Origin of the sequence: Bacillus pumilus, from assembly GCF_038738535.1 — a bacterium.
Lineage (GTDB): Bacteria > Bacillota > Bacilli > Bacillales > Bacillaceae > Bacillus.
Map to the genome: position 1 here is coordinate 1948938 of NZ_CP046128.1, position 13750 is coordinate 1962687.

Genomic DNA, 13750 nt, shown 5'->3' on the forward strand with positions numbered 1-13750 from the left:
TCCTCGTTTCACTCGAAGTGAAACACGCTCTGGGCAAAATAGCTGAAACAGAACAGCTTCTTTTCTTAAAACTGTTCTGTTTCCTTGCAGCATGCGTTATAAAATCGTTCTCGCAGGCTCTTGCCCAATCATTTGTTCAATTTGATTTTGTTTATTTAATACGACCACTTTTGGTGTATGTGTCTTTGCTTCTTCTTCTGAGAGCATCCCATAAGCGATAATAATCACTTCATCCCCCGGTTGAACCAATCTTGCTGCCGCGCCATTTAGACAAATGACACCGCTCTTTCTTTCACCAGGAATAATATATGTTTCAAGTCTCGCGCCATTGTGATTATTGACAATCTGTACTTTCTCATTTGCCATCATGCCTGCCGCATCAAGTAAATCTTCGTCAATGGTGATACTTCCTACATAATGTAAGTTTGCTTCTGTTACCGTCGCTTTATGAAGTTTAGAGGTCATAAAGGTTCTATACATGTTTTTCACCGCTTTCAGGAACATGGAATATCACATTATCAATCAGTCTTGCCCGTGAGAATTTCACCGCAATCGCAATGATGACCTGACCTGCCAACTGCTGAAGCGGCTCAAGCTCTGGATAGGAGTAGATCTCAATATAATCGATTTCCCCGCTCGTTTGAAGAATTTCCTCTTCTACCAACTGATAAATACGACTGACGTCACGTTCACCTTTTTCAACCGCTGACTGTCCTTTTTTCAATGCGCGGTACAAAGCAGGTGCTTCTTGTCTTTCTTTTTCAGATAAGTACACATTTCTTGAACTTTTCGCTAAACCGTTTTCTTCTCTAACTGTCGGCACAGATACAAGGTGAAGATCAAAGAAGAAATCCTTGATCATCGCATCGATCACAGCGACTTGCTGTGCATCCTTTAGACCAAAATATACATTTGTTGGTGCTACAAGATGAAATAGCTTTGTAAGCACAGTAACAACGCCGTCGAAATGTCCTGGACGTTTTTTCCCGCATAAGACATCAGTCCGCTTTTGAACTGTCATCGTGATAGATGGTTCATTTGGGTACATTTCTTTCACATCAGGTGTAAATAAAATATCCACACCTGCTTCTTCTGCAAGGCGCTGATCTCTTTTCATATCCCTTGGATAGGATTCAAAGTCCTCGTTCGGTCCAAATTGCAAAGGATTGACAAAAATGCTCATTACCACAATGTCATTTTGATCCCTTGCCTCTTTCGCGAGCGTCAGATGTCCTTCATGAAGAAAGCCCATCGTTGGGACAAAGCCGATGGAATGCTGTTTTTCTTGATGCTGCTTGATCCATTCTTTCAGCTCGTGAATATGGGTGACAACGTTCATTTTTTCATACCCCCATATAAACCATTAAGGACTTCTTCTTTGATATGAAATGTATGCTTGTCTTCTGGAAATGTGTGTGCTTTTACTTCTTTCGTATATTGAATAAGCGCTTCTTCTAGTACAGTATCAATTTGCGCGTATTGTTTCACAAACTTAGGTGTTCTAGACACCCCGTATCCTACCACATCATGGTAAACGAGAACTTGTCCGTCTGCCTCAGCTCCTGCACCAATCCCGATGACAGGAATTTTCAGCATGTCGGTAATACGTTTTGTCAGTTCACCAGGTACGCATTCAAGCACAAGTGCAATCGCACCAGCTTCCTCACATTTTAAGCTGTCTTCAATCAATTTCTGCGCACTTTCGTGGTCTTTTCCTTGCACTTTATATCCGCCAAGTACTCCAACTGACTGAGGTGTGAGGCCTAAATGACTGACGACAGGAATCCCGCCTCTTGTGAGAGCTTGAATGGATTCAAATACGCCATCTCCGCCTTCTAGCTTTAAGGCATCCGCACCGCTTTCTTGCATGATGCGTGCTGCGTTTTTCAATGTTTCTGCTAATGAATAATGGTAAGACATAAATGGCATATCCGTCACAATAAATGTGTCTTTTGCGCCTCTTTTCACTGCTTTTGTGTGATGAATCATGTCATCGATTGTGACTTGTACTGTCGAATCGAGTCCAAGTACAACCATCCCAAGTGAATCACCAACTAAGATCATGTCGACTTCCGCTTTTTCTGCTTGCTTTGCAGATGGATAGTCGTATGCTGTCAGCATCACAATCGGTTCGTTTTGTTCTTTCATTTTGAAAAAATCTAGCTTTGTCTTCATTTGTTCCTCCTCATTCTGGAGAGGAGATGGCTTGCCTCACATCACATGTTTTGATCTCTCATGCGCGGCGAATCATCCCTCTGTCCAAGTCCCTTAGGATCAAGGCAGAAATTTATCAAATTTTTGTTTCTACAGGTACAGCTCTTTTTCAGATACTGCCCACACGAAGTATATCAAAAATGTGCCGGGTGTTCCACTTAAGTTAACTTTATCTCGATGTCTGCGGAGTAGATTTTTTGAATACCTTCCTCCGTTTCAAGCAATAAAACACCTTCTTCATTGATTCCGAGCGCTTTTCCAGTGTATTGCCCATTGACGGTGCGGGCAACAATATGCTGACCGATCGTCATCGCAAACGATTCCCATAATTGTTTAATCGGTGTAAATCCATGCTTCATATAATCGTCATACCTTTTTTCAAAGGTGGACATGATCTGTTGTATGAGGGCAGCACGGTCCACTTTTTCATTCAGTTCCATTCGCAGGCTCGTGGCGACATCCTTTAGTTCATCCGGAAAGTCATCAGCCGTTTGGTTCACATTAATGCCCGGGCCAATAATCACCGCATGAACCTGGTCCGCCTCTGCTTTTAATTCAGTCAGAATGCCAACGACCTTTTTCCCGTTTAACAAAATATCGTTTGGCCATTTAATGGATGGACTGAGTCCTGTTTGCTCTGCAATGGCTTCTGCGATGGCTACAGATGCTAAAAGCGTCATCTGCGGCGCTTTGTGCAGCGGAATTTCAGGCCGTAGAACGAGACTCATCCAGATGCCTGTCCCATTTGGTGAATGCCACGTTCTTTGAAGGCGGCCTTTCCCATTTGTCTGATGATCACTGACAACGAGCGTACCGTGGGGCGCACCTTCATTTACAAGATCATGGGCAATCAGCTGTGTGGAGGCGACTTCTTTCTGAAAATAAATGTGCCTGCCAAAGCTCTCTGTTTCTAGACCAAACAGAATTTCATCCTCACTAATTTTGTCCGGTTTACGAAGCAGGCGGTACCCCTTTCTTCTGACGGCTTCTACCTCATAGCCCTCTTTTCTGAGGCCCTCTATATGCTTCCAGACAGCCGTTCGAGAACAGCCAAGCTCATCACATATTTGCTGACTTGAGACAAAGTCCTCACTTGATGCTGTAAATAGTTCGATTAATCGTTTTCTAATTGCTGATCGCATGCTGTAAGCCACTCCTCTATGGCTTCTTTTCGGTTTTCCAAATGATTTTGCAGAACGGCTTTTTTCACCAAATCGAGCTCTTCTGCGATCCATTTTCCTGATGTCTTTTGCCGAAAGGCCATTAAATCTTTTCCTGAAACAGCGAGGTCTTGAAGCGTTTTAATCGGAAGGGCATCATAAGAACGCTTCGCTGCCTCAAGCTCGTCAAAGAAAATGCGGCGCTCGTGTTTTAGCTGTGAGATCTTCAAGCTAGATAAGAGCACGTGTTCACCAGCCTCAAACATCTTATCCGCATCCCAGTCACAATCGACGTATTGGCTAATCGCCACCGCGTCTTTCAAAAGCTTTGTTGACAGCTTCCATTCTTTTAAGAAGAGCACAGCCTCCGCTTCATCTAAGCCAAGCAAATGGATAACAGCCCCCCATACTTCTTCTAGTCCATCCAGTAAATAATACGGAAATGATTGAAAGGATTCTTGCAGACCATCCTTTTTGAGACCCGGCAATTCTTCATACAATTTGGTAGAAATGAGCACCTTAATCGCCCGCTCACAATAACGGCCTTTTAAAAGCTTCTCCATTTCAATCTTTTTGCGTTCAACTGATATGTTGGCAAGCAGGTGCTTATCTTTTTTCATCGCTTCAGCCGTTTCTGCAGCGAGCTCAAAGCCAAGCTGGCTTAAAAAACGGACCGCTCTCATCATACGAAGCGCGTCTTCCTGAAAGCGGCACGCAGGATCTCCTACGGTTTGAATTCGTTTCCGCTCAATATCCTGTTTGCCCCCTACATGGTCAATGATCTCCCCATTTATATCCATGGCCATCGCATTGATCGTTAAATCTCTTCTTAAAAGATCTTCCTTCAATGATGTGATAAACGCCACTTCTTTCGGTCTGCGAAAATCTTCATATTCTGATTCAGTTCGAAACGTCGTCACCTCATAGCTGACCCCATCATGTAACACGATGACAGTGCCATGCTCTTTGCCAACATCAACTGTTTTTTCAAATAAGGATTCGACCGTATCAGGCGTTGCATCTGTTGCTATATCGATGTCGCCGATTTCCCTGCCTAAAAGGACATCTCTCACTGCTCCGCCGACAAAGTAAGCCTGATGCCCATGTTCGTGCAGTGTATGTAAAATAGGGATCGCATGTGTGAATGGTTCATTCATGTTCATCATCACCTTCGATCAATTCTAGGTAAAGCTCTTCATATTCACTCACAATTTTTTCAGAAGAGAAATGGGCCTGAACACTAGACTGGGCCGCCGCAGACACTTGTTCATGAAGCGCTTTGTCTTTGAGTATAGAGACTGCGTGTTTAGCTGCCGCGTCTATATCGCCGAGCGGGACAAGGAAACCTGTTTCTCCATGTGTAATGACCTCTGGAATCCCGCCAACATCAGTCCCAATACATGGGACACCGCATGCCATCGCCTCAAGAAGCACAAGTCCGAAGCTCTCTTTCTCAGAAAGAAGCAGCTTCAAATCACTGATGGAATACAGCTCTTCTACTTTCTCTTGCTTTCCTAAAAATAACACGCGGTCTGTCAGCCCCAGTTTTTTCACGAGTTCGCATACGACCGATTTTTCAGGACCATCACCGATGAGCAGCAGCTTTGCCTGCACCCGTTCTGAGATCTTTTTAAACACATGAACGACATCATGCACCCGTTTGACCTTTCGAAAATTTGATACATGGATGACGACCTTATCGTCCGGTAAAAGACCATAATGTGTCTTTAGCACTTCGTGATCTTCGCGCAAATACACCCGTTCATCGACAAAATTATGGATCGTCTCGATCTTTTTATTTGGTTTGATAAGGTCATACGTCTGCGCAGCTAATGAATGCGATACCGCCGTTACCCGGTCTGATGATTCGATCGCAAATCGAATGACTTCCTTTAGTGATGGATCATAGCCTAATACCGTAATATCCGTCCCGTGAAGCGTCGTGACGACTTTCACAGAGTGTCCCGTCATCTGCTTCGCTAAGAACGCACAGACGGCGTGCGGAACCGCATAATGCGCGTGAATAATATCAAGCTTCTCTCGTTTTGCGACTTCTGCCAATTTACTTGCTAATGCAAGGTCATAAGGCGGATATTGAAAAACAGCATATTGATTGACATCCACCTCATGAAAATAAATATTCGGATACACTTTATTGAGCCTAAACGGAATACTTGAGGTAATGAAATGAACATCGTGCCCTTTTTCAGCTAAACGTTTTCCAAGTTCCGTAGCAATAATGCCCGAGCCGCCGACACTTGGATAACAAGTGATTCCGACCTTCAGTTTTTTCATAATTACCCCCCAAGTAAGTCGTCATCTATCAAAAGTGGTTTCTTTGTGATAAACCCTTCTGCATAAGCTTTATTGACTTCCCTTCCATACATAGACTCTCTCATTTTGACAAAATCAATATAACCGTTCACAAGAGGTGTCTCAACTGAATTCGCCGATTTAACAAATTGACTTTTATACGCATGCAAGCTATCAATTTTTTGGTGCATTTCCTCAGAAATATCAATCACAAAATCTGGACGATGATGGCCGTTAATCATGTAATAATACATCTGACTTATTTTATGCGCTGGCTGCTTGTATGAATCTTCAAATTTATGTATACCTGCCGAAAAAGCAGCCTCTTCTACAAGTGAGCCCGCATGACCATGATCTGGATGCCGATCTTGGTGATGCGGAGCAAAAATCAGTTTTGGCTTGTATGTTCGAATCACGCCTGCAATGTCCTTCATCGCTTCGTCATTTAGATAAAGTCCTCTGTCTGGCAGTGTGAGCTGGATTCGCGTTGACACACCTAAAATGGCGGCAGCAGCTTTTGCTTCCTCTTTACGGCTCTCTACCGTTCCATTCGAAGATAATTCGGCCTGGGTCAAGTCGCAAATCCCGACACGCGCCCCTTTTTTTACGTATTTTGCAATCGTTCCGCCCATACCGATCTCAACATCATCGCTGTGGGCACCGAATGCAAGGATATCAAGTCGTTTCATTTGTTCCTCCGTTTTTTGCTACATCTCGAAAATCAAACGTGCCTTTATTTAAATTCCTGACTAAAATTTCAGCGGTCCCCATATTGGTGGCTAGTGGAATGGTATACACATCACAAAGCCGAATGAGTGCAGATACATCCGGTTCATGCGGCTGCGCGGTAAGCGGGTCTCTAAAAAAGAGCACAAGATCCATTGCATTATCAGCAATTAAAGCACCAATCTGCTGATCTCCTCCAAGTGGTCCTGACTGGAAACGATGAATGGGAAGCCCCGTCGCTTCTTTCACTCTCAAACCTGTTGTCCCTGTTGCGTAAAGTGTATGATCTGCCAATATATCACGGTACGCAATGGCAAATTGGATCATGTCACTTTTTTTCTTATCGTGAGCGATTAAAGCAATGTTCATCAGGAATCCACTCCTTATTAGTCGATGATATTTTCTAAACCATAGACGAGCTGATCAATGTGCATGACCTGTTCAACTGAAAGCTTCACACCTGACATAAATGATGCACGGTTATAAGAATCATGGCGAATTGTGAGCGTCTGTCCGTCCATTCCAAACAGTACTTCTTGATGTGCAATCATACCCGGAAGTCTTACGCTGTGCAGACGGATACCGTCATAATCTGCGCCTCGTGCACCTTCGATTAATTCTTTCTCTTCTGGATGTCCCTGCTTTTTGCTTTCTCTGACTTCTGCAATCATTTCAGCTGTTTTAAGCCCTGTACCGCTCGGAGCATCTAGTTTTTTATCATGGTGAAGCTCAATGATTTCAACGTCAGGAAAGTAATTCGCTGCCATTTTGGCAAACTTCATCATTAAGACCGCACCGACAGCAAAGTTTGGCGCAATAATACAGCCTATGCCCTTTTCTTCTGTTAATTGCTGTAGCTCTTTCAGGTCAGCTTCAGAAAATCCAGTGGTTCCTACGACTGGTCGGACGCCATGTTCAAGTGCCTTTTTTGTATGTACTTTCCCGATTTCTGGTGTCGTCAAATCAATTAATACATCAGGTGCTGTCTCTGAAAGACACACATCAATATCTGTATAAATTGGCGCCTCAGATGTCGTATGAATCACATCAGATAATTTTTTTCCTTCGTGCGCGTGATCAAGGGCTGCCACAAGCTCAAAATGGCTCGTTTCTTCTGCCAGCTTCACAGCCTCTATCCCCATTCTTCCTCTTGCTCCAGCGATTACTACTTTGATGGTTTGGTTCGTCATCGTCTCTACTTCCCTTCTTTTTTCGTCCAGCGGTCTTTGTCTCTTGTATTGAATTTATGCATCACACGATCGTGTGCTTCCTCTAGTGATATATCTAGTGAATTAGCGAGGCATGTTAACACAAACAAAACATCGCCAATTTCTTCTTCCATGCTTCTTTCTGTTTCCGTTGTTTTTTTCGGCTTTTCTCCATAGTAATGGTTAACCTCTCTTGCTAGCTCGCCTAATTCTTCTGTCAGACGGGCCATCATGGCAAGCGGGCTGAAATAGCCTTCTTTAAATTGTCCTATGTAATCATCTACTTCTTGCTGCACGTGACGCAGCGTTTTTTCATTCGTCATGAAGCTCATCCTCCTATCCATCTCTTACATGTTAGCGAAATCATAAATATTTGACAAATGTTTAAGACTCAGTTTGCTTGTTTCTCTCCCATACCATATAATATTATCGCTGTCTAAGCAAAAAAAGGAGTGGTCTCTTGCTAAAAGAAATTCGTCTTAAAAATATCGTATTTATTTTAATAGGATCTGCGATTTTTTCTTTCGGTCTTGTTCATTTTAATATGCAGAACAATTTGGCGGAAGGCGGATTTACAGGTATTACACTGCTTTTATATTTTCTATTTCACATTGATCCATCCATTTCAAACCTTGTCTTAAACATTCCGATCTTTTTTATCGGCTGGAAAATGCTCGGCAGAACCATGTTTACTTATACAATTGTAGGAACCGTCAGTCTTTCTGTCTTTCTTGCCATCTTCCAGCGCTTTCAAATACATATGCCTCTCCAGCACGATTTGGCTCTAGCCGCGCTCTTTGCTGGTGTGTTTATCGGAACAGGCCTCGGGATCATCTTTAAGTTCGGCGGTACAACCGGCGGCGTGGACATCATCGCAAGACTCATCAACAAGCATTATCAGGTGGCCATGGGACGAACAATGTTCATCTTCGACGCATGTGTCATTACGATTTCTCTTACTTATTTAAATTACAAAGAAGCCATGTATACACTCGTCGCAGTGTTTGTTGCCGCAAAGGTCATTGACTTCATGCAAGAAGGCGCTTACGCAGCCAAAGGCGCCATGATTATCTCTGAAAAAGATGACATCATTCAAAAGAAAATCACAGAGGAAATGGAGCGCGGTGTGACCATTTTAAAAGGGGTTGGTTCCTATACAAAACAGGAGCGCAACGTCCTTTATTGCGTCGTCCCGAAAAACGAGCTTGTCCATCTCAAAAGCGTCGTGACCTCAGTCGATCCTCATGCATTTGTATCCGTCAGTGACGTGCATGATGTGCTTGGTGAAGGCTTCACATTAGATGAACACAAAAAGCCGCTTAATCCGCATTAAAAAAAGAAGCCCAAAAATGGTGCTTCTTTTTTTATGATTTCGGATAATCAGCCTGACGCTTTTGCTTCTTCTCTTTTTCAGCACGGTATTTCCGAAACCCAACATACGTTAACGTTAATAAAATGATACTCCCTGTTGTTAAAATGACCCATAAAAGCGATGGATCAGCTTCATCTTGATCGACGTGAGCAAACACACTCGATAAATCCTCTTCGAGCTTCGTGAGACGCTCAAGCTTTGTCCCACTTGATGCTTTTAAAAATTCACCTTGCTCAATCACTTCCATATGCTGCTTAATCGTTTGCAGCTTTTCAGGCGAAACATCAATGGTTAAACTAGGGTATATCATATCGTATAAAGAAACCAGCTCATTCCAAGTTTCATAAAACGTCGTCGACTCCGGATCCCTCACTTCTTTTTTCAAAGTAGGAAAAGACCCCATAATGGGCTTCTCCAGCGAACCCCAAAGAGGCTCAGAGTCTGACTGGATCGCATCGAGCAGCATTCTAAACTGAGAGGCATAACGAAGCTTTTCGCGCTCATTCAATTCTTCCTGCGGCAGCCCTTTTATAATATCTTGATAGCCAAGTGTAATTTGCCGAATCTGCGTATTTGTCAGAGTACCACGCCAATTCTCAGCTTTAAATGTCTTTTCAACATACAATGCGACCTGTAACGCCTCATCATATTTAGCTTGTCTCGTTAATTGAAAGATTGAATCTGATAGTTCCGTTAATTCTTGCAGCACGTTAGCGGCTGTTTCCTCGCCTTTGGCAACAGGTGGCTGTAATACGAGAAAAAATAATAGAATCATCGCGATTGGCTTTCGTTTCATGCAAGTCCCTCCTAGCCCTTCTCCATACAGCGTATGAAGAAAAGGACAAGGTTAGACCAATATTGTTAAGGGAGTTCAAGCTTGACCGATTTTTTCGATAGGACGAGATAATACGAAACAAGAAGAACAGCAATACTTAACCAAAACGTGACATAGCCGATCTCGTTTGAATAGGCAGACAGCATAGAATAACGCGGCATCATACCAAATACATAATCAATCACATCGTTATGTAAAATCCATATGCCGGCTACCACCAAATGACGCATTTTAAAACGATAATACGGTGCAAACAATACAGCTTGAACCGCCATCGCAAAGTGAGACCCAATCAGCATGTATCCTTCCCACGGAAAGTCATCAACAGATAAAAGCACAAAGATATTCATTCCTACAGCCCATAACCCGTACTTAATCAAGGTCACAAGGGCAAGTGCTTCAAAATAAGGAGCGTTTCGTTTCATCAAAAACGCAAGTAGTACAAATAAAAAGAAAAAGCTTGCCGTTGGGCTGTCTGGAACAAAAGCTAAAAAGATAGCCGGCGTCTCTACAAGCTGAGGAATATACCAATAGTAGCCGTACACAGTGCCAAGGAAATTGATCATCAGGACTAGCACAAGCATGTAGCGCGTGGCTAGCAGATATTGAATCCATCTCATACGTCTCTTCACTCACGATCTGTTAAAATCAGAAAAAAGCTGACAGCGCCAGCTTTTTCTCTTTTGAGTATATCCTTGTACTTGCTTTTAAACAACTGAATTATTTAGATTTGACCTCAGATAAATATTTAGAAAGCTTTTCAAGTTCTTCATCGCTGCCTTTAAAGATACCCTTAGGCATGTTGCCTTTTCCTTCAACAGCGATTTTAGCTATCTCCTCAGGTGCAAGACCGTTGTCAACAAGTGACGGTCCGGCTGCTCCGCCCTGCATGTTATCCCCGTGACAGGAGATACATGTCTGCTCCTGATAAATTTTATACTCTTCCGCTGAGGTATCAATCTCTGCTTCTTTCTTAATTTCACCTTGCTTCGCCGCTGCTTCCCAATCATGAGTAGCAACAGACTCCCACGTTAAATATGTTGCTGCGCCGACTGCAAGGATCATCATCCCCACTGCAACCGGTCTTCTATACGGTCTGCGTTCAGGACCAGAATCAAGAAATGGTGCGAGCAAAAGTGCACCAAACGCAATTCCAGGCATAATCATCGCGCCAACTACTGTATAGCCTCCTGCAGCAAATTCATATTTTAATAACTGGTACAAGAATAGGAAATACCAGTCTGGCAGCGGAATATAGCCGGTATCTGTTGGATCAGCCATCCGCTCAAGCGGAGGTGCATGAACAACAGTTAGGACAAGAAATCCAATTAAAAAAACGGCACCTACAAGCCATTCCTTTAAAAGAAAGTTCGGCCAAAAGGCTTCTGTTTTTCCCGGATATTCGGAATAGTCTTTAGGTATGTTAGGTTTTCTTTCTGCCGGAATTCTGGAGTCTCCGACAAACTTCATCCCTTTTCCCCTATGCAAAGTCATCCCCTCCTCATTGAACATTCATCAAACGCAACTTTTTTTATAGCGGTCCAGAAATTCCTTGCTTACGAATCATAATAAAGTGGGCAGCCATCAGCCCAAATAATGCCGCTGGCAAGAAAAAGACATGGATAGCGAAAAATCTCGTCAGCGTTTGTGCCCCTACAATGTCAGGATGACCTGCAAGCAGCGTTTTGATCTCTTTTCCAATGAATGGTGTGGCTTCTGCAATTTGAAGACCAACCTTCGTCGCAAATAGCGCCTTCATATCCCATGGCAAGAGATATCCTGTAAAACCAAGTCCAAGCATCACAAAGAAAATGAGCACACCAACAATCCAGTTCAGCTCTCTAGGCTTTTTATACGCCCCTTGGAAAAAGACCCTTAGCGTATGTAAAAACATCATGACAATGACTAGACTCGCACCCCAGTGGTGCATCCCTCTGACAATCTGACCAAATGCCACTTCATTTTGCAAATAATAGACAGATTCCCAGGCATTTTTAATATCCGGCACATAATACATCGTTAAAAACATGCCCGAAAGGACTTGAATGACTGTCACAAAAAACGTTAAACCGCCAAAACAGTACACAAAAGCGGAGAAATGATGTGCTGGATTGACATGCTCTGGCACCTCATGATCCGCAATATCTCTCCATATTGGTGTAATGTCTAGCCGCTCATCTACCCAATCATAAATCTTGTTAAGCATCGTTACCCTTCCCCTTTCGGCACAGCTTTTCCAAGATAGAGGTATCCGTCCTTCACTTGCTGCTTATAATGGTCAAGCGGTGCAAGCGGTGGAGTTCCGGGTACGTTTGTACCATCCTTGTCGTACAGCCCATAGTGGCATGGGCAGAAAAATTTGTTTGGATTTTTCGGATCACTGTTCCAGTTCACTGTACATCCTAAATGTTTACAGATTGGCGATAAAGCGACAATTTCATCCCCTTCTTTGTACACCCATGCTGACCTAGATTCCTTTGACTCATACCATGCATCTACTTGATCAATTTTAAAGTCAAAGCGCTTCGGTTCCTTCGTCAGTTCATCTACACTGACAACTTGAACCATATCCTGATCCTCTGTTCCTTTTAGCACAGGGTCAAGCGCAAAGCGAACCATAGGCATGAGCATTCCAGCGGCCATAAATCCCCCCACGCCGGTCAACGTGTAATTCAAAAATTGACGCCTGGACACTCCATGTCTCTTCTCGCTCATTTTTTTCTCCCCCCCTCAGGTCGTCAGCTACTTTATAACTGAATTAGAAAAAATTTCATAAAACTAGGACACCCTCATAATATATCAATCTATTCACAAGGTCAACAGCCTAAAAAGCTATGTACAATGCAAATGTAAGGGTTTTTATGAAGGGTTCCACTTTTGTAACAAAAAGTTCAAAATTTGTTCTACACTGTCTTGAACGATTTTTTGCTTTAATTCTACCTTTAAATGCTCGAGCGGAACCGGCTTTAACAAAAATAGCGCTTCACTAACCGCCGCTTGCTCTTTCCATTGATGATCAGATGAGATCAACACGACATGCTGAAAATGATCTTCTAGCGACTGCTTCATCGTGAAGATGTCTTCTAGTTTTCGATCATTGATCTCTACATATGTATGTGGCGGAAAAAGAAAGACCCGCCCTTTCAGCTGCCTTTCAAGTTCCTCTGCTACAAGAATGGTAAACTCACCTAAAGATACAGTTTGTTTGATTTGATTCGCATCTATTCCAACTATTGGAATGATAGAGGTATCAATGTAATCTTTAGATTGCAAAAAGCGATCCGCATCCTCCGCTTGAAACTTCATCAATTTCCCCTCTTTCATGACATAAGCCCTGCCTGTATAGGGCAAGGCTTATTCGTTCAGTTTATGACAATAGGCTTAATTCTTTTGCTAACTTATTAAATGTTTCTTGATCATGACGGTCAAGTGCCTCATCTATCTCTTTCATAAGCCGTTCTTTTTGGAACGTTGCGATCGAGTGTTCAAGCACTTTCTCCGCAAGATCCTTATCTTTTTCGTTCTCATAAAGATCCTTTGGAATATGAGGATTTGTTTCAAGCACAGCTGCATATTCCGGCGAACGATAAGCAGAACGGAAATTCAATTGAATAAACAAATCTTGCTGTTTATTCAAACGAATATCATGAAATGACTTTTCAGCATCTGTCGTCATGATGTTTTCTTTATAAAATCTAAAGGGAACTTCATCCACACAGTGTGTTGACATAATGATTCCCCTTGGGCAAAATTCTGCTTGCTCTACAAAATGAACCTTTTCCATCAAAGAGTCGTGACTCATTAAATAATTTAATATCCAAACACACTCTCTTCGTTTTAGCTGATAATGGTTTAAAAACCACCGGATGAATTCCTTCTTTTCATTGACAGAAACAGGGGTCTGCATGTTATTCCCTCCTCT

At 42.8% G+C, this 13750-nt stretch carries 18 protein-coding genes; 1 reads left to right on the forward strand and 17 read right to left on the reverse strand.

Going from position 1 to position 13750, the window contains the following annotated elements:
* Nucleotides 1–96: 96 nt before the first annotated feature.
* From panD to GKC25_RS09730, 10 genes are all read right to left on the reverse strand, one after another.
* Complete coding sequence (gene panD, locus GKC25_RS09685) at nt 97–480, reverse strand: aspartate 1-decarboxylase (protein WP_024422780.1); 384 nt, start codon at nt 478–480, stop codon at nt 97–99.
* Nucleotides 473–1339: a pantoate--beta-alanine ligase gene (gene panC / locus GKC25_RS09690; protein WP_106037936.1), complete on the reverse strand. Its 867-nt coding sequence runs from the start codon at nt 1337–1339 to the stop codon at nt 473–475. The genes panD and panC overlap by 8 nt, the downstream gene beginning before the upstream one ends.
* Nucleotides 1336–2175, reverse strand: a complete 840-nt coding sequence (gene panB, locus GKC25_RS09695; protein ID WP_334749512.1) for a 3-methyl-2-oxobutanoate hydroxymethyltransferase — start codon at nt 2173–2175, stop codon at nt 1336–1338. Before panB ends, panC begins: the two co-directional genes overlap by 4 nt.
* A 197-nt stretch (nt 2176–2372) precedes the next feature.
* A complete protein-coding gene (locus GKC25_RS09700; protein ID WP_342689778.1) occupies nt 2373–3356 on the reverse strand; it encodes a biotin--[acetyl-CoA-carboxylase] ligase in 984 nt (327 codons plus the stop codon).
* The gene (locus tag GKC25_RS09705; protein ID WP_342689779.1) at nt 3329–4531 is read right to left on the reverse strand and encodes a CCA tRNA nucleotidyltransferase; all 1203 of its coding nucleotides are present in this window, start codon (nt 4529–4531) and stop codon (nt 3329–3331) included. Before GKC25_RS09705 ends, GKC25_RS09700 begins: the two co-directional genes overlap by 28 nt.
* The gene (bshA, locus tag GKC25_RS09710; RefSeq protein ID WP_342689780.1) at nt 4524–5669 is read right to left on the reverse strand and encodes an N-acetyl-alpha-D-glucosaminyl L-malate synthase BshA; all 1146 of its coding nucleotides are present in this window, start codon (nt 5667–5669) and stop codon (nt 4524–4526) included. The genes GKC25_RS09705 and bshA overlap by 8 nt, the downstream gene beginning before the upstream one ends.
* 2 nt (nt 5670–5671) lie before the next feature.
* Complete coding sequence (gene bshB1 / locus GKC25_RS09715) at nt 5672–6376, reverse strand: bacillithiol biosynthesis deacetylase BshB1 (protein ID WP_034661049.1); 705 nt, start codon at nt 6374–6376, stop codon at nt 5672–5674.
* A complete protein-coding gene (mgsA, locus tag GKC25_RS09720; protein WP_012010363.1) occupies nt 6363–6782 on the reverse strand; it encodes a methylglyoxal synthase in 420 nt (139 codons plus the stop codon). Before mgsA ends, bshB1 begins: the two co-directional genes overlap by 14 nt.
* A 17-nt stretch (nt 6783–6799) precedes the next feature.
* Nucleotides 6800–7603 carry a 4-hydroxy-tetrahydrodipicolinate reductase gene (dapB, locus tag GKC25_RS09725; RefSeq protein ID WP_058014826.1) on the reverse strand — a complete coding sequence of 268 codons (804 nt, stop codon included), beginning with the start codon at nt 7601–7603 and terminating at the stop codon, nt 6800–6802.
* A 5-nt stretch (nt 7604–7608) separates the two neighbouring features.
* Nucleotides 7609–7944, reverse strand: a complete 336-nt coding sequence (locus GKC25_RS09730) for a nucleotide pyrophosphohydrolase (protein WP_342689781.1) — start codon at nt 7942–7944, stop codon at nt 7609–7611.
* Nucleotides 7945–8081: 137 nt separating this feature from the next.
* Here GKC25_RS09730 and GKC25_RS09735 point away from each other — a divergent pair, with 137 nt between their 5' ends.
* Entirely contained in the window at nt 8082–8954 is an 873-nt protein-coding gene (locus tag GKC25_RS09735) for a YitT family protein (RefSeq protein WP_003215598.1), read from the forward strand.
* 31 nt (nt 8955–8985) lie between these two features.
* Here the strand turns inward: GKC25_RS09735 and ypjB are convergent, their stop codons facing one another.
* The 7 genes from ypjB to GKC25_RS09770 all read right to left on the reverse strand — a co-directional run bounded on the left by ypjB (nt 8986) and on the right by GKC25_RS09770 (nt 13735).
* A complete protein-coding gene (gene ypjB / locus GKC25_RS09740; protein WP_106042263.1) occupies nt 8986–9789 on the reverse strand; it encodes a sporulation protein YpjB in 804 nt (267 codons plus the stop codon).
* Nucleotides 9790–9854: 65 nt separating this feature from the next.
* Entirely contained in the window at nt 9855–10448 is a 594-nt protein-coding gene (locus GKC25_RS09745; RefSeq protein ID WP_034661054.1) for a DUF1405 domain-containing protein, read from the reverse strand.
* 100 nt (nt 10449–10548) lie between these two features.
* A complete protein-coding gene (locus GKC25_RS09750; RefSeq protein WP_003215888.1) occupies nt 10549–11316 on the reverse strand; it encodes a menaquinol-cytochrome c reductase cytochrome b/c subunit in 768 nt (255 codons plus the stop codon).
* Nucleotides 11317–11359: 43 nt separating this feature from the next.
* Nucleotides 11360–12034, reverse strand: coding sequence for a menaquinol-cytochrome c reductase cytochrome b subunit (qcrB, locus tag GKC25_RS09755; protein WP_003215804.1), 675 nt, complete (start codon nt 12032–12034; stop codon nt 11360–11362).
* A 2-nt stretch (nt 12035–12036) separates the two neighbouring features.
* Nucleotides 12037–12543, reverse strand: coding sequence for a ubiquinol-cytochrome c reductase iron-sulfur subunit (locus GKC25_RS09760; protein WP_007500911.1), 507 nt, complete (start codon nt 12541–12543; stop codon nt 12037–12039).
* A 144-nt stretch (nt 12544–12687) separates the two neighbouring features.
* Nucleotides 12688–13134, reverse strand: coding sequence for a YpiF family protein (locus GKC25_RS09765; protein WP_342689782.1), 447 nt, complete (start codon nt 13132–13134; stop codon nt 12688–12690).
* Between the two features lie 61 nt (nt 13135–13195).
* Nucleotides 13196–13735 (reverse strand): ReoY family proteolytic degradation factor, encoded by a 540-nt coding sequence (locus GKC25_RS09770; protein ID WP_008344562.1) that lies wholly within the window; start codon nt 13733–13735, stop codon nt 13196–13198.
* Between the last annotated feature and the right edge of the window lie 15 nt (nt 13736–13750).

What these genes read in the sequence shown, in the direction of transcription:
- GKC25_RS09765 (WP_342689782.1), bottom strand. Translation starts at nt 13,134, where the DNA reads ATGAAGTTTCAAGCGGAGGATGCGGATCGCTTTTTGCAATCTAAAGAT.
- ypjB (WP_106042263.1), bottom strand. Translation starts at nt 9,789, where the DNA reads ATGAAACGAAAGCCAATCGCGATGATTCTATTATTTTTTCTCGTATTA.
- GKC25_RS09760 (WP_007500911.1), bottom strand. Translation starts at nt 12,543, where the DNA reads ATGAGCGAGAAGAGACATGGAGTGTCCAGGCGTCAATTTTTGAATTAC.
- mgsA (WP_012010363.1), bottom strand. Translation starts at nt 6,782, where the DNA reads ATGAACATTGCTTTAATCGCTCACGATAAGAAAAAAAGTGACATGATC.
- bshB1 (WP_034661049.1), bottom strand. Translation starts at nt 6,376, where the DNA reads ATGAAACGACTTGATATCCTTGCATTCGGTGCCCACAGCGATGATGTT.
- panD (WP_024422780.1), bottom strand. Translation starts at nt 480, where the DNA reads ATGTATAGAACCTTTATGACCTCTAAACTTCATAAAGCGACGGTAACA.
- panB (WP_334749512.1), bottom strand. Translation starts at nt 2,175, where the DNA reads ATGAAGACAAAGCTAGATTTTTTCAAAATGAAAGAACAAAACGAACCG.
- GKC25_RS09700 (WP_342689778.1), bottom strand. Translation starts at nt 3,356, where the DNA reads ATGCGATCAGCAATTAGAAAACGATTAATCGAACTATTTACAGCATCA.
- GKC25_RS09745 (WP_034661054.1), bottom strand. Translation starts at nt 10,448, where the DNA reads ATGAGATGGATTCAATATCTGCTAGCCACGCGCTACATGCTTGTGCTA.
- GKC25_RS09730 (WP_342689781.1), bottom strand. Translation starts at nt 7,944, where the DNA reads ATGACGAATGAAAAAACGCTGCGTCACGTGCAGCAAGAAGTAGATGAT.
- qcrB (WP_003215804.1), bottom strand. Translation starts at nt 12,034, where the DNA reads ATGCTTAACAAGATTTATGATTGGGTAGATGAGCGGCTAGACATTACA.
- GKC25_RS09705 (WP_342689779.1), bottom strand. Translation starts at nt 4,531, where the DNA reads ATGAATGAACCATTCACACATGCGATCCCTATTTTACATACACTGCAC.
- panC (WP_106037936.1), bottom strand. Translation starts at nt 1,339, where the DNA reads ATGAACGTTGTCACCCATATTCACGAGCTGAAAGAATGGATCAAGCAG.
- bshA (WP_342689780.1), bottom strand. Translation starts at nt 5,669, where the DNA reads ATGAAAAAACTGAAGGTCGGAATCACTTGTTATCCAAGTGTCGGCGGC.
- dapB (WP_058014826.1), bottom strand. Translation starts at nt 7,603, where the DNA reads ATGACGAACCAAACCATCAAAGTAGTAATCGCTGGAGCAAGAGGAAGA.
- GKC25_RS09770 (WP_008344562.1), bottom strand. Translation starts at nt 13,735, where the DNA reads ATGCAGACCCCTGTTTCTGTCAATGAAAAGAAGGAATTCATCCGGTGG.